Source organism: Planococcus sp. BI3, from assembly GCF_056680115.1.
In genome coordinates, this window is record NZ_CM155266.1 from 934,594 (window position 1) to 954,924 (window position 20,331).

32 protein-coding genes are annotated in these 20,331 nt (G+C 33.3%); all 32 read right to left on the reverse strand.

Translation table 11 applies throughout. From position 1 onward, the window contains the following. Positions 1-28: 28 nt before the first annotated feature. Positions 29-274, reverse strand: coding sequence for a hypothetical protein (locus AC1MEO_RS04695; RefSeq protein WP_480334663.1), 246 nt, complete (start codon positions 272-274; stop codon positions 29-31). 79 nt (positions 275-353) lie between these two features. Further along, the gene (locus AC1MEO_RS04700) at positions 354-662 is read right to left on the reverse strand and encodes a hypothetical protein (protein ID WP_480334665.1); all 309 of its coding nucleotides are present in this window, start codon (positions 660-662) and stop codon (positions 354-356) included. 98 nt (positions 663-760) lie between these two features. After that, positions 761-1,189, reverse strand: a complete 429-nt coding sequence (locus AC1MEO_RS04705) for a phage major tail protein, TP901-1 family (RefSeq protein ID WP_480334667.1) — start codon at positions 1,187-1,189, stop codon at positions 761-763. Between the two features lie 34 nt (positions 1,190-1,223). Continuing rightward, entirely contained in the window at positions 1,224-1,613 is a 390-nt protein-coding gene (locus AC1MEO_RS04710; protein ID WP_480334668.1) for a DUF3168 domain-containing protein, read from the reverse strand. Next, complete coding sequence (locus AC1MEO_RS04715) at positions 1,613-1,963, reverse strand: HK97-gp10 family putative phage morphogenesis protein (RefSeq protein WP_480334670.1); 351 nt, start codon at positions 1,961-1,963, stop codon at positions 1,613-1,615. Before AC1MEO_RS04715 ends, AC1MEO_RS04710 begins: the two co-directional genes overlap by 1 nt. A 1-nt stretch (position 1,964) precedes the next feature. Then, positions 1,965-2,273 carry a hypothetical protein gene (locus tag AC1MEO_RS04720; RefSeq protein WP_480334671.1) on the reverse strand — a complete coding sequence of 103 codons (309 nt, stop codon included), beginning with the start codon at positions 2,271-2,273 and terminating at the stop codon, positions 1,965-1,967. Then, complete coding sequence (locus AC1MEO_RS04725; protein ID WP_480334672.1) at positions 2,270-2,605, reverse strand: phage head-tail connector protein; 336 nt, start codon at positions 2,603-2,605, stop codon at positions 2,270-2,272. Before AC1MEO_RS04725 ends, AC1MEO_RS04720 begins: the two co-directional genes overlap by 4 nt. A 12-nt stretch (positions 2,606-2,617) precedes the next feature. Continuing rightward, positions 2,618-2,776: a hypothetical protein gene (locus AC1MEO_RS04730; protein WP_480334673.1), complete on the reverse strand. Its 159-nt coding sequence runs from the start codon at positions 2,774-2,776 to the stop codon at positions 2,618-2,620. Between the two features lie 99 nt (positions 2,777-2,875). Next, positions 2,876-3,631, reverse strand: coding sequence for a phage major capsid protein (locus tag AC1MEO_RS04735; protein ID WP_480334674.1), 756 nt, complete (start codon positions 3,629-3,631; stop codon positions 2,876-2,878). Between the two features lie 52 nt (positions 3,632-3,683). After that, positions 3,684-4,322, reverse strand: coding sequence for a DUF4355 domain-containing protein (locus tag AC1MEO_RS04740; protein WP_480334675.1), 639 nt, complete (start codon positions 4,320-4,322; stop codon positions 3,684-3,686). 155 nt (positions 4,323-4,477) lie between these two features. Next, on the reverse strand, positions 4,478-5,425 hold the full coding sequence (locus tag AC1MEO_RS04745) for a minor capsid protein (protein ID WP_480334676.1): 948 nt from the start codon (positions 5,423-5,425) through the stop codon (positions 4,478-4,480). A gap of 157 nt (positions 5,426-5,582) precedes the next feature. Continuing rightward, positions 5,583-6,881, reverse strand: a complete 1,299-nt coding sequence (locus tag AC1MEO_RS04750) for a phage portal protein (RefSeq protein WP_480334678.1) — start codon at positions 6,879-6,881, stop codon at positions 5,583-5,585. Between the two features lie 72 nt (positions 6,882-6,953). After that, positions 6,954-7,370 carry a hypothetical protein gene (locus AC1MEO_RS04755; RefSeq protein ID WP_480334679.1) on the reverse strand — a complete coding sequence of 139 codons (417 nt, stop codon included), beginning with the start codon at positions 7,368-7,370 and terminating at the stop codon, positions 6,954-6,956. An 80-nt stretch (positions 7,371-7,450) separates the two neighbouring features. Next, positions 7,451-8,695 carry a PBSX family phage terminase large subunit gene (locus tag AC1MEO_RS04760; RefSeq protein ID WP_480334680.1) on the reverse strand — a complete coding sequence of 415 codons (1,245 nt, stop codon included), beginning with the start codon at positions 8,693-8,695 and terminating at the stop codon, positions 7,451-7,453. 98 nt (positions 8,696-8,793) lie between these two features. After that, positions 8,794-9,183 carry a PH domain-containing protein gene (locus AC1MEO_RS04765; protein ID WP_480334682.1) on the reverse strand — a complete coding sequence of 130 codons (390 nt, stop codon included), beginning with the start codon at positions 9,181-9,183 and terminating at the stop codon, positions 8,794-8,796. 26 nt (positions 9,184-9,209) lie between these two features. Then, the gene (locus tag AC1MEO_RS04770; protein ID WP_480334683.1) at positions 9,210-9,437 is read right to left on the reverse strand and encodes a hypothetical protein; all 228 of its coding nucleotides are present in this window, start codon (positions 9,435-9,437) and stop codon (positions 9,210-9,212) included. A gap of 171 nt (positions 9,438-9,608) precedes the next feature. Then, positions 9,609-10,553, reverse strand: coding sequence for a hypothetical protein (locus AC1MEO_RS04775; protein ID WP_480334684.1), 945 nt, complete (start codon positions 10,551-10,553; stop codon positions 9,609-9,611). 91 nt (positions 10,554-10,644) lie between these two features. Next, entirely contained in the window at positions 10,645-11,235 is a 591-nt protein-coding gene (locus AC1MEO_RS04780; RefSeq protein WP_480334686.1) for a GIY-YIG nuclease family protein, read from the reverse strand. A gap of 107 nt (positions 11,236-11,342) precedes the next feature. After that, positions 11,343-11,930 carry a recombinase family protein gene (locus AC1MEO_RS04785; RefSeq protein WP_480334687.1) on the reverse strand — a complete coding sequence of 196 codons (588 nt, stop codon included), beginning with the start codon at positions 11,928-11,930 and terminating at the stop codon, positions 11,343-11,345. A 104-nt stretch (positions 11,931-12,034) separates the two neighbouring features. Beyond that, positions 12,035-12,577 carry a terminase small subunit gene (locus tag AC1MEO_RS04790; protein ID WP_480334689.1) on the reverse strand — a complete coding sequence of 181 codons (543 nt, stop codon included), beginning with the start codon at positions 12,575-12,577 and terminating at the stop codon, positions 12,035-12,037. Between the two features lie 108 nt (positions 12,578-12,685). Next, positions 12,686-12,862 (reverse strand): hypothetical protein, encoded by a 177-nt coding sequence (locus AC1MEO_RS04795; RefSeq protein WP_480334690.1) that lies wholly within the window; start codon positions 12,860-12,862, stop codon positions 12,686-12,688. Between the two features lie 87 nt (positions 12,863-12,949). Further along, positions 12,950-13,123 (reverse strand): hypothetical protein, encoded by a 174-nt coding sequence (locus AC1MEO_RS04800; protein ID WP_480334692.1) that lies wholly within the window; start codon positions 13,121-13,123, stop codon positions 12,950-12,952. Positions 13,124-13,128: 5 nt separating this feature from the next. After that, entirely contained in the window at positions 13,129-13,401 is a 273-nt protein-coding gene (locus AC1MEO_RS04805) for a hypothetical protein (protein ID WP_480334693.1), read from the reverse strand. 79 nt (positions 13,402-13,480) lie between these two features. Further along, positions 13,481-13,753, reverse strand: coding sequence for a hypothetical protein (locus AC1MEO_RS04810; RefSeq protein WP_480334694.1), 273 nt, complete (start codon positions 13,751-13,753; stop codon positions 13,481-13,483). After that, the gene (locus AC1MEO_RS04815; protein WP_480334696.1) at positions 13,753-14,232 is read right to left on the reverse strand and encodes a hypothetical protein; all 480 of its coding nucleotides are present in this window, start codon (positions 14,230-14,232) and stop codon (positions 13,753-13,755) included. Before AC1MEO_RS04815 ends, AC1MEO_RS04810 begins: the two co-directional genes overlap by 1 nt. A 26-nt stretch (positions 14,233-14,258) precedes the next feature. Next, complete coding sequence (locus AC1MEO_RS04820; protein WP_480334698.1) at positions 14,259-14,726, reverse strand: hypothetical protein; 468 nt, start codon at positions 14,724-14,726, stop codon at positions 14,259-14,261. 109 nt (positions 14,727-14,835) lie between these two features. Continuing rightward, positions 14,836-15,549 carry a hypothetical protein gene (locus tag AC1MEO_RS04825; RefSeq protein WP_480334699.1) on the reverse strand — a complete coding sequence of 238 codons (714 nt, stop codon included), beginning with the start codon at positions 15,547-15,549 and terminating at the stop codon, positions 14,836-14,838. Further along, on the reverse strand, positions 15,536-15,688 hold the full coding sequence (locus tag AC1MEO_RS04830) for a hypothetical protein (RefSeq protein WP_480334700.1): 153 nt from the start codon (positions 15,686-15,688) through the stop codon (positions 15,536-15,538). The genes AC1MEO_RS04825 and AC1MEO_RS04830 overlap by 14 nt, the downstream gene beginning before the upstream one ends. Positions 15,689-15,811: 123 nt before the next feature. Then, positions 15,812-17,239, reverse strand: a complete 1,428-nt coding sequence (locus tag AC1MEO_RS04835; RefSeq protein WP_480334702.1) for a hypothetical protein — start codon at positions 17,237-17,239, stop codon at positions 15,812-15,814. A gap of 36 nt (positions 17,240-17,275) precedes the next feature. Continuing rightward, a complete protein-coding gene (locus tag AC1MEO_RS04840; RefSeq protein ID WP_480334703.1) occupies positions 17,276-17,473 on the reverse strand; it encodes a hypothetical protein in 198 nt (65 codons plus the stop codon). Between the two features lie 296 nt (positions 17,474-17,769). Next, entirely contained in the window at positions 17,770-18,072 is a 303-nt protein-coding gene (locus AC1MEO_RS04845) for a hypothetical protein (RefSeq protein ID WP_480334704.1), read from the reverse strand. Further along, a complete protein-coding gene (locus AC1MEO_RS04850) occupies positions 18,072-19,643 on the reverse strand; it encodes a hypothetical protein (protein ID WP_480334706.1) in 1,572 nt (523 codons plus the stop codon). The genes AC1MEO_RS04845 and AC1MEO_RS04850 overlap by 1 nt, the downstream gene beginning before the upstream one ends. Between the last annotated feature and the right edge of the window lie 688 nt (positions 19,644-20,331).

Below are 20,331 nucleotides of genomic sequence, written 5' to 3' on the forward strand. Positions count from 1 at the left end.
AGGGTAAAGCTGCGATAGCTCTACCCTTTTATAAAGTATTTGAGAAAGTATTTTTGAAATGTTCTTTACTTTGTTTTGCTGCTTTTACTTGTCGCTCATTTAATTCGCCGACTTCTTTAGACTTCTCAAATATCTTAATAAGTTTTCCACTTTTTGATTTTGCTGAAGCATAGCCATACATAACAGATATTTCCATCATCTCTGTATGTTCTTGCTGTTCCTCGCTATGCTGATCCAGAAGCAAATACAAATCATTGAAAGAATAATGCTCCATGAAATGCTCATAATCTAATATTGATAACTTCAGCTTTCCAACAATCCACTGAAATAGCTTATCTTCATTAATTAACCCATTACTTTTTACTGGGAGTGGACTTCTTACCGAATGTTGCTGTAAATGCTTCCATTACAAGTTTAATAACAGCCTCAAACGTTTCATAATGTTCAATTGCTGCATCCATTGAATCTCCAACGTCCTCAAGAGTCAATTTTTTGTCTTCCCATTTCAAACCATAGAAAGTAATTTTCAATAGATTTTCCATGCTCATTCCATCTTGCATTTCAGCAATTGGCATTCCTAAATCTTTTTCAAGTTGTACCACTGTATTCATACCGAATTTTAAATTACGTTCTTTATCCATTTTGATTTGTACAATTTTCATTAAGTAAACATCCTCTTTATATAAGTATTTTTGTTATTGTTTTAAAATAAAATGAAACAGCTAAACAATATTGCTACTGTCTAGCTGCATTATTAAAATTAAATTTCTGTGTTTGCTGTCTTAGCCAATACGCCAGCACCAGTTAAGGAGATTGAATAAGTTACCACATCTTCATGTCCTGCTTCAAGCTCTAATGAGTTGACTAGGGCAAAGCCTGTATAGCCCCATCCAGAAGGTTTCTTGAACGCTACTTTTACTTTACGTCCTTCAAAGAATGCTGATTCCAAATCTTCAAAACCTGCATCATCAATCACTACAATTCCATCTGTAGAAGATTCCCAAGATTTAAAGCCGCTGATGCTATCCATCCAGCCCTCTGTATCTTTAGAAGTAATGTCCATACTTTCAGCTGACATTGAAATCGACGCCCCTCTGCCCCCGCCTACTAATGTATATACTTCAGGCTCTCCTGGAAACTGTTCTTTCATTGCATAAATACCGATATCTAAACCTTTAATTTGTGTCATAAATAATTAATCCTCCATATTTCTAATTTGTTTTTTATTTTTCTCTGATTGTGATGTCGAACTGAATGATTCCGTGATGAATTGCTCCATCAGTTTCTTCTTCTTTAGTCGTCATCATCATTGAGAGTTTATTTAAATCAACATAAAAACCATTTAGCTCTAAGTCGTTTAATAGCGACTCTTTAACTAAATGGTTCATAGTTTTTGATTCAAGGCTTTTAGTTGATTGACTAAAAGTATGAATTGTTAAATTGTGAGTAGTCCTCTTGTCGCCCTTAGTCAAATTATCTACAGTGACATCTTCACCGATAAGAATATAAGGAAATTGAGCGTTTGAAGGTCTAAGATCATAAGTAGTGTAATGAGCTGAAAGTTTCTGATATACAGCTTTCTGTAGCTCAACAGTAGGAATTAAATTAGCCATTAAATTCTCAACCTCCTTAGTGCGGCTTCCATATCATCTATATACTTTGCTTTGCTTCTTGTATGGGCAGGAGTCATATATGGCTTTGCTGCTTGTCTAGATGTGCCAAACTCAACAGCTAAGGCATATTCAACATTAGTAGAAACCATTGCACTCATTCCACCAGCTTCAACAGAAGTAGTAATAGAACGCCTCAGATGTCCTGTATCAACAGGAACAAGCCTTTTAGCATCAGATTCTAACTGGAGGGCAGTTTGTGAAACAACTTGCTTCACACTACTCTCTAGGCTGTCTGAGATGCTTTGTATAGTTCTTAGAAAGCGATCCAATCCCTCTATTTCAGTAGTCAAATTAGATCACCTCCAAAAGAAAAATAATGTATGGGCTAGAATCGAATCCCAATGATTCAATGACTCTATACGATTGATTAGTTGCTACATTCTTAAGCTTAAGAGATTCATCAGGATTAATTTTGTCTTTAGTAATCAATCTGATTCCCTTAGATGTAAGAAAACCCTGCTCTTTTAGAATCGTTTCAGACTTAACAGGAGTTGAATGGGCTTTAAAAGCTGTTCCATTAACCTCTGTTAAATCATATCCACCCATTCCATCTGATACTTTTTCATCTTCAATAAAAACAAAATCTTTATCAAACATCATAAGAATCTAATCCGATTTGTTTGATTCATAAGTTTCATATTAGCTTTGTAAGCTTCAATAAATTGTCTGTTTGAAGAGAAATGATCATCATTAAATGTATGGGAAACAATATCCACTGATTCAGATTTCAAGCCTTCTGAGCCTCTTCTGTTCCATCGTGAAACAACAGCCTCTACTAGAATAAATTCTAATGATGGAGGAACAGCCGTTTCATTGATTTCTAAGATTAAGGCATTTGCATACATATCAATAAATTGCTCTAATAGAAAATCATCGCTTGAAGTTTCATCTACAAGAGATAAGCCTAAAATGCGTTTAATTTTATCTAACATTTAAACGCCTCCTTAAACCTTTGATTTTCTACGTGTATTTGTTCTTAGAGTCTTCTTTTCAACAGGTTTTTCATCAGTGGCAACCGATTCAGTAACCTGCTGTTTTTGTTCTTCTTTTTGTTTGGCTTCTTTCTCTTTTCTGAGTTTTTGAAGCGTGATATGAAGCAACAAATTTGCCACCTTCTTTCATTTTTACATCAAAAAAAATGGGCAGCCATTCATAGGAATGAACCGCCCGTTTTGTTCTGAATACTATTCAGTTAAATATGTTTATGCTACAGTAGCAGTGATTTTTACAACTTTAGAAGCATCACGCAAATGAGTAGCAAAATGAGCATCAGCTGAAAGAACAGTTGATTTAGTCAAAATATTGCGATCATCTTCTACGTCTACATCTTTAGACAAGTAAAGACCAACAGCACCCGGCTTAACTACATAAGCAGTATTAGCTGGAACTTTTGAAGCTACAACTACATCAAGATCGAATAGTTTGCCATCTGCATAGTTTGCATCTTTACGAACAGTTGCCAGGCTTGCAGGGTTAATTACAAGTGTTTTAGCTCCATCTTGATTCTCTCCAAAAAGAGATACGGCTTCAAGTACAGAATCACCGTTGATTGCTGCGCCTGTATAAGACAAAGTAGCTGTAGCAAGTGCTGCAAACATTTTGTTTTCAATTCCAGCTGTGATTGATGCAGTTAGTTGATCTTCTGCTTCTCCGATTGGATCACCAAAACCGCCTTTAGCTGATTCATCTGTAATTTCAACAGCCTTAGCAACTTTTTCAATTTCCAATGGTACTGAGTTAGCAGTTAGCAAAGTAGGATCAATTGCGACACCTTCAGCCACTACATCCGCATCACCAATATATTCATATTGAGGAACAGAAATAGAACCTGCTTGTTCGTTTTCAAAGTTTTGTACAAATGCTAGTGGATATAGTTTAAGACTCCCAGGAATCTTTGAAGTAACTGCATCAGCAAAAACCTCTACATTTACTAAGTTTGCTTTTTTCGTTTGTGCCATAATATTTATTTCTCCATTCTAATTTGAGTTTTGTTTTGTACCCTGAAAATTATTAGCCTTTTAATTGGGCATAAAGTTCAGGATCGCTTTCTTTAACGTTTAATTTTTGTGAGTAATTCATGTTCCGAAATTCCTCTTTAGTTACATTAAGTAGGCTTGATTGTTTGTTGCTGCCTTGTGGAGTTTTACCCTGTACACGCTCATTAACAGCCTTTTCAAGAGCTATACTGAAAGCCTTATCCCATTCAGCTTTAAAAGTTGTAATATTTTGATGAACCTCTTCAGCTGTTTCACCATTCACAAAATTAGCGAATTCAATTGGCAAATTCTGATTAGATAGCTCTTTAATCGTTTGATTCTCAAGCTTTTCTTTTAAGAATGATTTTCGTTCATTCTCAAACTCTTCTTTTTGTCGATTTAATTCAGCTTGGAAACGTTCACCCTCAGTCATTTTTGCAAGTTTTTCAGCTTCAGACTTTTCTGATTCAAGTTGAGTTTTAAAATCTTCTTGCCATTTAGATTTTGCGGTTTCCAATGCCTTAGAAACTTTCCTATCTGTCTCGGCTTGAATCAATTTTTCTACTTCTTCTTGAGAAAAAGTTTTCGCTTCTTCTTCCTGCTTTTGCTGAGTTTGTTCATCTTCCTGCTTAATTTCAGTTACCTCTTCTTGCTGTTTGTTCAATTCATCCATGCTTAACTCTCCTTTTGTCCTGTGCGTTGCAATGCCCCGACCAGTCCAATTTTTTTAGTAGTTGATGCAAAAAAATAGAGACACCTTTTAAAGTGTCTCTTGATGTAGCTATATGAAGCCCTATAGTATAAGTGTGATTAAGTTGCAGTTTTCTATTATTTCAAGTATTTGGAAGCCCATTCTTCATAATTCATATTAGGAACAATGAAAGAATTCCCCTGTACGTCTCTAGCTCTACGCTCGTTTAATTCAATTTCAGGAAAATATGGAGAAATAGCTGATCTACAATTAGGGTGCATAGGAGGACAATTAACGCCTACTTGCTTATCTTTCAATTTAAAAATCTTGCCATCTAATGACTGACAAGTTTTAGAAGTCTTACTATCTAATGTGCCTAAGAATATAAATGAGCTAAGATTAAGTTTTTCATATCCTTGAGCTGTAGCCTCTGTGACTACGTGTGCTGTCTCTGTTCTGATAAGTCTCAGAGCATCCTTATAGCTGCTATCCATGTTGTTGCTGAGCTGTCTGCTCATCCTCTGAACGCTTGAGCCTTTAATGAGTCCATTTGTAATAGTTGTTCTCATCTCTTTTACAAGCTTAGATTTGTTATCCCAAATTAAGTCGCTAAACATTGCTCCGCTCCACGGGTATTTAATAGCTAACTCAACCGCTGAATGAGCAATTTTAGCAAACGATACCCCAACACCTGTCCCGATTGCCATAGTATAAGCAGTTGTATATAAAGCAGTCTCAAATGTTTCACTCAGTACATCCTCCATTGTTAGCTGCTGAGAGTATCCCAACAGCAATAGCTTTGCATCTATTTCAGAAAGTAAAGCATTATATCTATTTACTGAAGCAGATTGATACAGCCGTTGCATTTCAGCAATAACAAACGGATTGTTAGTAGCCACTGCCCGTTGTTTCAATGTTTCCATTCTTGAGCCGTAACTAGCAAAATCAAATGCGTTTAATTGCTTCTGCGCTTCTGCATATGTCACATTATGTTCAGTAGCATATTTAGTATAGAAAGCAGATAATGTTTCCTGAATCTCATCAAATGCTTTTAAATATTCTTTCTGCATAAGCTTTTCAGACACTTTTAACTTCTTAAATGCTTCATCTTGAGTTTCTTTGCTTCTCTCAACCCAATAATCTTGATTGTTTAATCCTGCATATTGTTCGCTGGCTATAACCGTTCACCTCTTCCAAATAAAAAAGAGACAACCAAAATTGGCTATCTCAGATTTATAATATTTACTTGCCTAAGCCTTCATATAATGAGCCTTCTTTTTCTTGCTCTCTTAGCTCAATTTCATAAGCTGCATCTTCGATAAAAGGAAGCAAGCTAATCAAAGTTTTATCTGATAGAGTCCCTTTAAGTTTCTCAATAATGTTGGCAATTGTTTCATTGTTAGAAGGCATATTTCTAGTAAAGCTCATTGTAATTGAGTTTGATTCATATGAGCCGCCTTTAGTATTGAGGAATTGAGTAATTAGCTTAAGCCGTTTTTCTAATCCCTTCTTAAAGAATCTTTCTTTTACTGATACAGCTGATTCTAGACCGAACAATTTAAACTTAAGAGCCTCACCTGAGCTTGTACCAAAAGATTCATCTCCGATATTCGGAACAAAACTAAAGGTATGAATGTCTTGTTTCAAACGTTCTGTATATTCTTTAACTCCAGCAATATCGCCTTTCATCAAGAAATCTGCTGTTCCCTTTTCGCCCATTAACATAACTCTATTTTCCTTCATAGCTTCTAAATCTTCGCTTTCTGCATCAATTCCAGACAGAACTAAATAAGCATCAGCAAAATACTCTAAAGAATTCATCTGATCTGAAGTAGATAAATCATAAGCATCAATAAGCTTCAATACATTTTCAAAGTCTCCGATTGTCTCATCATTATTCAAATACTGAATTACTGGCACTTCTTTATAGTAGTGTCGCTCTGGCTCATCTGCTAATCTAAATTCATCCTTTTCTTGAATGTAAGAATAGATGAAATCTTTATCATATACTTCTGCATACATAACGGAATGCTGAGTTTTATAATTCTCAACTTCATAGAATCGTATAGCTGCTAATGGCTTAGATTGAATGGAGTTGTCATAAATCATAAACGTTTCTTGAGGATCAAGATAAGCCATTTTAGTTTCTGAATCTTCATCAGTGTAATGAAGCTCATAACCTACTCCAAAAATTGAAACGTCTTTACCAATTCGAGAATTTAAAGATTGCTCATCATTAGAATCAAAAATGTATTGAATCTTTTTCATCTGCTCCTCTTCACTTGAAGCATAATTAACTGGCATGCCTAAGAAGTAACCGCTAATTGTATCTACAATGTAAGTAGCATAAGGGTTAATGATTTTATTGTTAGGTTTAGTCGGATCTTTCATCGTGCGATTAGAAATAGTTTCATGCTTACCAGTGTAGTAGTTTTTCAACCGCTTCAAACGTGTGACTTCCTTTAATTTATAACGATTGATAAGCTGCAAAATAAGCTCACCATTTAACTCTTCAGCATTTTGAATCTTGTATTTTTCCATTGTTTCACTCCTCAGTGATTGATTTTTGACCATAAAAAAACACCTCAGCGATTTGCTGAAGTGTCATGAAGATTATTTTTTTCCTATTGCTATAATAATTATTACTAATCCTAGGGAATATAAAGTGAAAAACTGCTGAAGTTGTTCCAATTCATCAGCTGACCTATTGTCATTCATAATATAAGTGGAATATATAATTGCTAATGGTATTGAAAAATATGTCAGAAAGAAAGACAGAAAATAAAAGATATTCGATGCTATATCACATAATTTAAATGGAATCTTCATTTCTTTCCCATTTGCTTCAAATATTCTAGCTTTGAAAGCTATGCTTTTAACGCTTATTAACATACTTATATCACCTGCTGTGATTAATGTAACAAATACAGAAATTCCTATTGTTACTACTAAAGGTAAATCCATTTCAACATTGGACAAAATAAACAATCCAAGTGCTATAGAGTATAAAATGTTTTTCCCTTGATCCATCTACCCAGCTCCACATTTTCTTTCAATCATACCATTAAAGGTAATATTTTCTAAAAGAATTTCATGAAGTTACTTAGTATTCAAATCCCAAATACCGACTTACTCATAAACTTAATCTTATTCTTGCTGTTAAAACGCTCTAGGCTATATCTGAGAGCATCAATCAAATGATTATAGTTGTCTACAGGCTGATTTAAATATTGTCCTGTAGCCTTATCCTTCTTAAAACTATAGTTTTCCAACTCATCAATTACATGAATACAAGAAGGATGGACAATAATATCAAACTGCTGAATGAATCCAATACCATTCATGATTGATCCAGCACCCTTTTTAGCTGGCTTGATTCTATTGATTCCATAGCCTTTAATCTCCGCTATACTCTTCTGCTCAGCACTATCAGCAATAATGATTTCTTTGCTGTAGCCTTTTTCATGAATCCTTGCAGCCAGTTCATTATTTAACAAGCCTTTTTCATATAATTCATCAAAAATATAAATTTTTCTCATCTGCACATCAACCAGAGAAGCAACTAAAGTAGATGGATCGGCTACATACCCAAAGTCCATCCCTATAGCTGATTGCAAGTTAGGATTATCTTTAAGCAGATATTTATAGTTGAATTCCTCAATTTTGAAGTTATCAAATACACGTTTTCCACTATGTCCCCACAGGCCTAAACCATAAACTCTATATTTTTCTGGATTTCTTTCCTTCATATCTAGCAAGTTATCAATATAGGCTTGATCTAAGAAGCGATTATCTTTATAAGTTGAATGACATACCACTGTATCAGGCTTAGGATTGTCAAAAAACTCCTCTTTAAGCCATGATAAATTGCTGACAGGATTAAATGTGAGATAAAATTGCTTCTTATGCCCTTTTCCTCTTAGTCTTAATTCAAGCTGATTAAAGATTTCTTTGCTTAGCTCTGAAGATTCCTCAATCCAACATAAATCAAATCCACTGATAGAAAGCAACTTTGATTCCTCATCCGCTCCTTTAAATACAATTTGAGAACCATTAGGAAACTCCATCTTATGAGTCGTCTTAGATACTTTGATTAAATCTAGTATCTGCATACCTTTTAAAGCTTCAGTAATCTCAGTGAATACAGAATCTTTGATTGAGGAGAAAGTTTGCCGAACAACTAAAAGCTTTTTCTTATCCTTTAGTAAATCAATTATAAGTTTATGAGCTACAAAGTGACTTTTACCGCTACCGGCTGAACCTAAGAAAACATTGTAACGGGCATCTGATACTAAGTAGGGAATGTATTTATCATTGAAAAATGAACGATCTAAATTTAATTTAACTTTTGCCATGTGTAATAACTTCCTTTTCGATTAATTTTTTGAACGCAAAAAAGCCACTTCAAATTAATGAAGTGACTTGAGTTTCTTCCTATTATATTGTGTGTAATTTATTGAACGTTTCGCATAGCTAGAAGCAGATCATTATAGAAGAGTTTGCAAACGCCTTTATCTACAAGATTGATGCTATAGCTATTTCTAGATGTAGAAATTTCAACATCCCCTAACAGCATTCCACTATCCATTGAAATCTCCTGAATATGCTTCAAGAAAACTGATGTGATTCTCTTCTTAGCTACTGCCGTATTATCATTAAAAACTAGTCGCTCGCTTGTGACAAAACAAAACTCAAATGCTAAGCCGTAGATGCCAATTAACTGCTCGCCAGGTAACAGCAAAGCCTCTACCCGCTCCTTATACTTCTCATGAGCCTTATCCGCTACCTTCTTGCTTGCTGCGTCCATATCTGCATTAAAGCTTGCTGTCATCTTTTTAAACATTTTCCATTCCCCCTAAATTAGTATTATTAAAACTCTTCGCCCACGAATGTTTCTAGCTGGTCAATATCATGTCCGAAAATCTCAAGCTCGATTGATTCACCAGTTAGACTCTTCATAGCAATATTCATTTGCTCAGTAAGTGTATCACTGAATTTTAAAGCAAATTCTTCTGCTGTCATGCCATTTACTGCAAATTGAATGTTCATTGTTCCGTGAGTTGAAACCTCTTTAGTTGCTGTAGTTGCTGCTGTCATAATAATCATTTCCCCTATCCACTTTTTTAGTTTGTATTCTTTTGAATCAACTATAAAACTTATACATTTATAAAACATATAAGAATGTTAAAAGTTATATGTCTTAAATACATATTAGCACGATTAGAAAAGAATGCAAGCTCAAATGGAAATTATTTTCAGATTATTATTTCATATGACTATATGCTGATAAGTTTCCCCTTTGCGAATTGCTCGAATGACAGTCTTTGAAACATCATATTGATTTGCAATTGCAATCTGTGTCATTGATCCAGCTTGGATTAGTAGCTTGATTTCTCTAGCTTGCTTATCCGTTAAAGATGGATTCGGCTTCTTAAATTTGATAGTGTGACCAGCATCTCTAAGCTTCTTAATGAAAGCCTTAAAATTATATTCAGACAAGTTTAGGATCTCCTGTAACTCTTTCTTTGTATGCTGCCCAGCAAGGATATGCTTATTGATATTCTCAATTTGTTCTGGAGTAAATCCTGTTGCTTTACCTTTTGCTATTGCTTGAGGCCGACTAGTTGAATCAGAAGTATACTCATCTTCAATGTAAGAGATTCCTTGATTGATTTTGTTTATGGTAGTTTTAGAAACGTTAAACTTCTTAGCTATTTTAGATTGTGACAATACTCTTTCAGATAGCAGCTTCTTAATTTGCTGAACATCTTCAAATGAAAGTTTAGAATTAACATTAGCTGTTCCTCTAACTTTAGCTATGGTAAAGTGTCCATCATTCTCAGCATAAACAATTGGAGTATCATCAATTTCAAATACAGATATATCTTTAACTCCTGGGATATTGTTGTAACCATTATGAAATGAATCGTAAAGTGTAATGTAATATTTCTGACGTTTGCAAAGCTCTCTGATACTCTCACAGCTCTCTAATCGTTCCCATGTAAACTGATTCATGTCGTACTCTATGAAAGCCTGAGCAAGCTTAGAGAAGCTATCACTACTATGAATGGTAGAGTTAGCTGTTGACTGTAACAATGCTCTCAGTTGATCCTGATGAGTGGCATGATACTGCTTTCTCACATCCAATGGATAGAGACTGATGCCAATATATTTCATTTGATTCTGCTGATTAGTAATTGAGTAGATAAACATTAGCTTCATTCCTCCTATTAGATGTGATATGAAAAGCATATGTAAACTTAGAACCTCATATGATTAGCTGAAGTTGTAAGTTTGAAATAGATTAAGCTAAATGTTTCCACGTTTTATTATGTTTGATATTTGAGATTGTTGAATGAGTTACATCAAAGAAGTTTGCAATGTCTTGTAGTGTTAGCTTAGTTTCCTTCAGCAATCTTCTAATCTCTCTGACTTCCTTCTCAGTAAGCTTAGACATACCGGACAAGTCTCCTTGATGCTTACCCATAGCTGATAGACTCATCATGAGCTTATGCTGATCTGATTTAGGAACGCCTAACTTCTTATCTCTCATCAGCTGCTTAGTTTCATCTGAATGCTTTCTGCCGGACAATCCTTGATTACCATATTTGTTTCCATTCAATCCTGTGTAGTAAGAAAGATAATGATTGATGTAATCTTTTTCAAGTAGTAGAGCATCTTCTTTATTGTCTGCTGAATCTATAACAGACCATTCAAAGTTTTCTTTCCCATGTTCTGCAATAGATAGATGCAGCTTGCTAGTAGGATTATTAAAAGCTTTATACTCATGTGAATACTTTCTATTGTTCAATGTTGACTTAGTAGCTCCAATGTAAATCTCTCCTGTAGTTTTGTTCTCAGCTTTGTAGATGATATGTTCATGTACTCTTGTCATTATTATTTCCTCCATTTGATTTCATATAGTTTTTATTGGACAGATAGAATTGCACAACAAAAAAGAACCACTCCACTTTCTGGAATGATTCTGATTATGCTGCTTATTTAATTTGCTTGCTGATTTCTAACTGCTCTATATATTGTAGCTCTGCTAATCCCTGTAATCTGCTCAATCTCTTTCACAGTCTTCTTATTGTTATCTCTATCATTGTACAACTCCAGAGCATGTTGTAAGCCTTTGTGCTTCTCTGTATAAGTGTTTGGTCTACCTTTATAGACTCCACGCTTCTTAGCTTCTTCAATACCTTCTCGCTGTCTCTCACGGATCATATCAGCTTCTAATTCAGCAACTCCTGCTAATATTGTAATCATAAATTTCCCCAAGTGATCATTTGTGTCTACAACTTTTCCACCCATATTAAGAACAATAAAAGAAACTCCACGTTTCTCTAATTCATCAATTGTATTTAGAGCTTCTCTTGTACTTCTGGCAAACCTATCTAGCTTAGTAACTACCACAGTATCACCTGCTACAACTTTATCTAAAAGCTTATTAAATTCAGTACGATCATCTTTCTTTCTACCGCTTACTTTTTCTTTATAGATAACTTCACAGCCAATTTCATTTAAAGCGTTTAATTGTATTGTTAAATCTTGTCCTTTACTTGATACCCTAGCATAGCCGTATTTCATATCATTCACCCTTTCAATTATGATACATGTATATGAGACTCTTGTAAGTCAATAATATCAAGGGTTCAATAATGTGTCAATAGACTACACTCAAATGATACAAACTATTCTTCTACATCATCATAATCAGCTTCATAATAATCATCATGCTTAATAGCCTTATTCTTCTGCTCAATGATGTGATTAGTAGATGATTCAATCATAGCTGCTGGATCAAAGCCTAAATCTATAACTATGTCGTGAGTTATGTCAATCTTATCAGCAAACAATCCTTTATTTTTTCCAAGCAATTCAGCTGATTTAATTCTGTCCATAATCTTATGCTCTGGATTTGTCATAGTTGAAGTAAGGAAGTTTAAAATGTCTTCTTCTGTTGCGATCCTTTTGCTGGAGAGAACTTTTTTTCTCTGCTCAGCTATATATTTAACTACTTTTGGATTCTTGCCTAATCTACTTCCTGCTGCCCCAGCCACTCCATTATCTGCAACCTGATATGCTATAGCATAGGATTTACCGACTTCTCCAGTGGTCATATATAGTTCAGCAAAATGTTTCTGTTTGCTATTTAGTCCATTTTCATCTTTATCATACATCTCTTCATAATTAACATCTCTAACATCATCATTAACACTTTTTTCATTTTCCATATATATTTTCAACTCCTTTCCTAATGGTTTTCATTTTTATGTAGCATTCACAAAATTAAGCATAAGAAAAAGCCACACCATTTAAGATGTGACTCCAATTCCATCATTTCATTTAGATTCATAGATAATCATTGCTGAATGCATGTCTTCCATTCCGTTTAACAATGCATATGAGTATTTGATGTCTGTAATTTTCTTGCCATCAACTTTTAATGAAGCAATTTCAAGGTCAACCATCTTTTCAAACATAGGCTTCCCGCTTTCTGTGATAACTTTAACTTTCATATCTATTCACCTCCCTACAACCTAATACTAGATTAAAAGGAAATGCTTGTCATTAAAGTAATTTTTATAGAAGACTATTTTATACTATTACTCATTGTCTCCTTGTTCATAGTGATATGTTATAACTCCTATACTTTCTACATCTTCATCTTGCAAATGTTTATAATATTCTTTTCCTAGAAGGATCTCTTCTGTTGTGCCATCCTTCTTTTTGATTTCTAAATAAAAAGTTTGCGTCTCTAAATCTTTCTTTCCTACCATTTAAATCATTCCTCTCTATTATAGTATTCTTGGTTTAAATCATCATGGTACTCATCGCTTTCATTTTTATATCTACCATTCCACTCAATTTCATCTACTAAATAGTATTCTTTGTACCAAGCACTTTCAGAAATAGTTAAACAAAAGTAAATTCTATTTTCCCACTCAAACGGAGTCCTTTGGTTTATTGAAAATTCTTCTTTATAAATTTCACCATCAATTTCTGTTTCCTGTCTCAGCTTGTGATACCTAATAGTTAAATCTTTCTTGAAAAACATTGTACATACCCCCTAACTCTAACTATACATTATAATCAGATGTAAATAATTACTCTATGTAAAATAAGAAGCTTAGAAATTAATCTAAGCTAATTTTTCTATGAAGCATATCTACAACTTTAGGATCAACGTATTTTTCCATATAATATCTTTCAACACGTTCAACAGCAAAATCTCTAATTTTATTCAAATCATAATTATAATATTCTTCATAAACTTCACCAGCAAACTTCAAACTAGTTTCATTCATACCAGCATGTTTAAAATAAACAGTTAACAACTCTAATTCTTCTGTAGTATCACTATAGCTAAATTCAATGTTCGCTAATTCCACTTCTTCAATAGTTGTCATTATTTACCGCCTTCCAGTTTTCCAAATCCTTCATATTTAAGCCAATGTTTAAATGGATCGGCTTCTTTTAGTTTATTTTCATTATCTTCAGCAAGTTTCTTTTTAATAAGTTGTCCAATTTCTTCTAAAACCTCATTAGCTAAAGGTGTAATTTTGATATTTTCTTCATTAAGATTCTCAGTTTTCATTATTTTTTCATTTTCTTCATTAACTACAAAATTTAATATCTCGCCACTCTCTAGTCGTTCCTTATTTTCATTAATCAACTTAGCAGCATATTCTTCACAATCATCATAAAAAACGGTTTTAGTTGTCTCATCTTTAGGAAAACCAAAAATTAAGCATAGTGAATCTTTACTAATTAAAGACTCACTATAAATAACGTCATATCTTTCATGTCCTTTTCGTTTTACAAGTTTAATTTCCACTTGCTCATATTTCTTCAGTTTTGATAAATGTTCATTATATTTGTTTTCCATTATCAATCTCTCCATTCCAATTTGTATTAATCTAATCCGGCAACTACCGTATAATCCCCTGGCACTCTATCGCTCAACTTCAGCACATTTATTTCATGTTCTCCTTCTTGCAGCAAGCTAGTTTCATTAATATAATTCTGTACGCTATCCAGATATAAATTCGTTTGAATCATCTTTTCTAAAATTGATGCCATGTATTTAAGATTCATCTTCTTTCCCTTTAGTCGGCTTACAATGTTCTCAATGTCACTATAGAACTTGTTTAAGCACATATCCGCAAAGTTTAGATACGTCTCATGATGATTGTTGGAATGATTGAAGAATTTCACTTTAAATTCTGGATCACTTGCTTTAACATCATCAATCACATTTAGTAGCATATTAATTAGCTCTTTCTTCTCGGCCTCATTCATTTCAGACTCAAGCAGTCTATCTTTAACACTTTTTAAATCCTCAATCATATATTCATGTTGTCCTACTGTTGTCATTGTCATTTTAATTTCTCCTGTCTATTCTTCATCTTCTCAAGTCTTCTAATATGCAATAAAAACGGATGCAGCAAGAAAGAAATCCTGCTGCTAGTTTCTTTTTAATCCTCTTCATTTAAATGAAACCTTTATACTTAATTGTTTCTCCACCATGCAATTCTGTTTGATACTGTCCAATTAAATTAGCTACCTTATAGGATAGTGCCCCTTGATAAGAAACTTCAGGGTTAAAAACCATCCTTCCACCTCTATGAACGCTGTTACTTTCTTCAATTGAATACTCAACTAAGTAATCTTTTGAGTAGAAACGGCTAATTTCAGGCTCATAGATGCTAATTTCCAACTCTACAAAAGATAGCTCACTATCAAAATCATCTTTCTGAAGCTCTAGCTGATCTAATTTCTTATCTAATTCAGCTTGTCTCTCAGCTTCCTCATATTGTAGGCTGATTGATTTTATTGCTTCTACAGCCTGAGTCTTAACTGTTGTCCAAGCGTTATTAATGGCATCCTCGGTCTTCTCAAAGCTTTCTAGAGATGAATCAAGCTCTTCTTCAACCTCTTTATTAGCTGCTATAAGTTGTTCAATGACTTCACCTTTCTTAGACAATTTATAGGCAGCGGCTTTTTCGTCTACAATCTGCGCCTTATTTAAGATGCTATTTTGTTTCTGAATCAACGTATCAATTAAGATGTCCATTTCTGTCATTTCGTCAATCTCCTTTTTCTCAGTTAGATTATTTAAAGTCTTCTTCAAATTCTCTGGATTAAATATGTCTTTCTTCTGCTCATCGCTAAGATAAGCAGGAGTTAAATTAAGCTTGTACATCTACAATCACCTTCACTTTCTGATGATCTTCTTCAAGTCCTGATTTAATTGTTTCTAATGTCTCTTCCATGTTTTCAATTGATTGATTTAGCTTTTCTATTTGAGCATCAACTTTCATAAGCAATTCTAGTTTTTTCATCAGTTATCTCTCCCATTTCAATTCAATCTTTTTCCTACCCTTTTTCCAACTTTTATGTTATTGTTATAATGGTTAAATCTATAATATTATAATTAATCCTAAATAAAAAAATAGATTCTTCAATTAAATTTCTTCCGTTTCCCCCATTGCGATAATATCGAATGAAGCTCCTGAAGTTGTTAAACGTCTTGCAATGTGTAGCTTTTTCTTCCCTAAGTCTACTGGCTTCTTTTGAATCAACTTATCTTTCTTCTCGTCATAATCATATTTATCAGGATATTTGAAAGCTAAATTCTTTCGTTTCCATGCTTGATGCCTTTTAAGACTCCAGCCGTTATTCTCTGACTCTTTACGATAAAATTTAGTTACTGTAGTATCAAATTCCTCAAGCTTGTTTAGTCTTGCCTCAATCAGCTCTACAATTTTATAAAGTGTCTTTCCTTCAATAACTGAGCCTTTATTAAAAATGACTCCAGTAACATTAAACACATCTGAGCTTGATAAATTATCATAAACTAAATCAGATAAGAATGAATTTGATATGTTAGCAGCAATCCAATTTGAGAAAAGTCTATTCTGCTGAGCTATTAAATCTTCTTCACAATAAATAATATCAATAACTTCATTCCAGAATTTCAATTCATTTTCTTTTCTAAGCTGTAGATTCGTTTGCTTACCTAAAGGATTTTCTTTCTCATAAGCCTTCAATGTTCTTTCTAAAATATTGCTTTTAATCTTACTAATGCTGCCTCGGCTCATTCCTGTTATTTCCTCTTTATCATTCGTAGTATAGCTATTCTTTGTAATATCCTCATGGTCTGCTTTTTCCATATCTTCTAGAAATTTAAGCTGCTTCCTTGTTAGAATCCGGTTCTTAGACTTTTTAAAAAATTGCATGAAATGACTTCCTTCAGTATTTCCACCAGCAAAATATAAGCTTGCTTCATTGCCTAAAAGGTTCATTAACGGCTCTTGATGTCCATCAGCACCTTCTACCATTTCATCAGTTGATTGAGCATCTACAGAAGTATAAATAGTAGCCTTGTAGCTTGATCCATCTGCTAAATACTGAGTTTCAGTGGTTTCTCTTATATCATCTTGTAGCCTTACATATCTAGCCATCGATTTATCTAATCCAGCATTTACATATGCAAACAATACATTTAAACTGCTAAAGTTTTCTGTTAGAATGCCTTCCCAGTTGTAGTTGGCTTTGATACTAATTTCAGGTTTAAAGCTGCTTATAATAGTTTGAGTCGCTATGGCAACTTCTCCAAGCCATTCATCTAAATGTAAAGGTGCTTTATCGTACGCTTTACGGTTGATCCTAACTTTCTTCCAAGAATTATGAACCCTAGAATTAAACCAATCATTTGAAGATTTCATCTGATGCTTTACATAAGTTCCATCCGAAAATTTATAGCCCATTGGAGATTTTTTGATTTCCATTACCCATAAATCATCTAAAAACTGTTGCTTAATATCTTCAATTTCTTTATCAGAATATAATTCAGAACCATATGTTTTATTATCAATCTCTACTTTTACCATTTCCCATTAACCCCATTTTCCTTTTATCTTTTCTCTCTAGTTTTGCAATGTTTTTTCTTTAAGATATTTCTTAATCATGATCAATTTATCTATACGAAAATCAAAATATGAGTTTCTCCACTTTGATAATGAATTTAAAGGAATTCCAACTTCAATCGCTACAAAGCCCATTTTAACTCCATTATTTTTAAGATAATTATCAAATTCATTTCTAACTTCTTCATTATGGTTCACATCATTTCACCCCTTTCATCAATCTATATATAATTTCTTTACTTATCTTATGAATATTTATTTTCCTTATACTCAAAAAAATTGACTCAATAGCCGCTATGGTAGGACAACTATTGAGCATTTCATGGAGGAATTATAATGACAAAAAAACCCATGATTACAATCCAGAAGGCAAAGAATAAAAGGAAAAGGTTAAATTGAAATAACAACACAAGTTATCTACTAGTAGGCTCTTCACCTACATAAGTATAAGTGCAGGCTTGTTGCACTTTTTGTAGTATGAAATTTAAAGTTGATTAAACTTCAACAATCATTTGCTTCCCAAAATATTTTTCTCCAATTGCTCTATGAAATTCCCATTTAAACTGCTCTAATTCTTCTTCAGTGAAATTCATTGCTTCAATCCGTCCAGCTGTATCAATTTCCTGAGTAGCATAAACACAAAATGAATCTACAAGCCTAATTAATGTTTCATCTATTCGCTCATCTTCATCTTTATGTTGATCTACAGCTTTAACAGCCACTTTTAAAATGTATTCTCGCTCAGATTTGTTAAATACTTTGAAAAATAACGGTAGAAATGTTATTAAATTATCCATTAAGCCCACTCCCTCATAATTTCATCATTTCTTACAACAAATGTTGAACCGAAAATTCGATTGTATTGCTTTTCTTCAACTTTAACTGGCTCAGGATCAACTCCAATTGATTCAATATCAATAAAGCTGCCTCCTTTTGCGGGTTTTACATAAACACTAGGCTTAGTTTTCAGTACTTCTTTTCTCTTTTTAGGATTAGCCGGAAAGCGATTCATCCACTCTAATTCCTTATTTTTAATTTCTACAGGCTTAATCTCATCAAATAGCTTAGCAATATCAACATCTTTCAAGGCTTCTGGAATCTCCTTTTTCTTATCCTCTATGCTAACTTCTCCAAATCCAAAAACTGTACGTTCTTCTGGTTCAATCTTATTCTTTCCATATACATATGCTAATTCATTAACTGTATTGCCAATTTGACCAATTTCTTTTAATATTTCACCATCCAAGCCTTCTACTTTTAGTTTCCGTAGAGTTATGAGCATAGACAAACGATAAAATTCTTTTTGATAGTTTGATTTATTGCTGTATTTCTCTTTTAACATCCGCTTATTTGTAAGAAGAAGAATTTTATTCTCAAATGCCTTTTTCGCTTCTTCACGTTTAATTTCCATTTTTGTTTCAGGCTTTAAAATTGTAATATCCAAAGATTGATAAATGAAATCATATTCATATTCAGCAAGATATTCTTTTACTTCTTCAAGCATGTTTTTCATAATTGGATTAACTTTAATTAGATTTTTAGCAGCTTGAATATATTCTCGATAAGTAAAACCATGCTCACCTATAATTTCCTTAATGCCCTCATCAATTTCATTAAACTCTAGCTCTCTAATTCTTTGATAAGCACTTAAAATTTCCGGCTGTCTGTATTCATATTTAGCTCTCACAATTTCTTTTTCTCTTTGTGCATCTAGTTTTTCTGAATTTCCAAGGTATTTCGCATAATACAGATAAGAAACTTCTATTCTTCCTTCTTTGCTCAAATGATTGATAAATAGCTTTACATCGTCTCTTTTTCTACTTTCCAAATTGTTTGAAATGTTCTTTTGCATGTAAGTAATTAAATCATCACTGTAATGACACTGGAAAAGCTCTTTTAGTTCTTTATGGATAGATGAAGATTCTAAATCAGTCGTTGTAGGAAGAACATTTAACAATTCGATCAATTGATTAATTGTATAATCTCTAGCTAACTTAACTTTACTGTTTTCATCAATTGCATTTTTTCTAATAGCATCCTTATTGCATAGCAATTGAAACAGATATTCTTTCATAGTGTCGTCATCGCCTGTAGGCTTTTTTCCATTAGCAGAGTTTCCAGTGATTCTCTCAGTAGGATTATCTTTTTCACCGCTTAAAATACATTTGCCACTCTGACCGCCACCAGTTATTAATACTTCATGAAATAAGCTTTCTAAGTTACCTTGCAGTTTAACTTTTTGATTTGTTGCTAGTTTCTTATTCTTAATGAAACTTTCAAGCTGAGCTTCTGCCCCAGGTAAACCATTTTTAATACAAAGCTCAATGCCCTCTTTAATAGATAATGTTTTTGTGTCCACGATAGTCATTTTTATTTCTCCTATTCTCCTTTTTATTTTGGGGACGAAGTCAAACCTTAGTACTGTTCTTTAGGTATAGGGTTTGACTTCGTCCCCAACTTACACGACTTGCTTACTTCTGTTGTTCGTCCATTCACTAAGCAATAAATCTAATTTGTCATTCTTTAGGTAAACCCAAATTGTATTTGAATTCTTATGGTGTATAGCAGTTTTAAATGGAAATACTTTATTAGCCTCCAAAAAATCTTTTTGCAATGTGCTGAAGCAGTCATAATATTTTTTCATTCTAAAAGTCCACCTTTATGATTATTTTTATATTAATTTTCCATATGTTCAATAATTCCCCATTAGAGGGAACAATAAAAGCGCATAGCTAAAACGTTCAGCCATACGCTAAAAATTTATCATTTATATTAATTTCACACTTTTAAAATTTCATCATATTTCTATTATATGTTCCCAAATCAAATCTCACCACAATTATTTTAATTAAATTATCTTCAGCTAATAATATATCCTCTACTATTATTCGTGTCCTAGGAGTAAACATTTTACCCGTTTTCAATCTTTTTTCTATTTGTAAAGTAGTATTCATAATCATTCGTGTCCTTGCACCCAAAAAAGTCGCATTTTCCAGTGTAATGAAATTAACTGTTCACAAAATAAAAAGTCCCTCTACTCTTTAAGCCCACTTCCA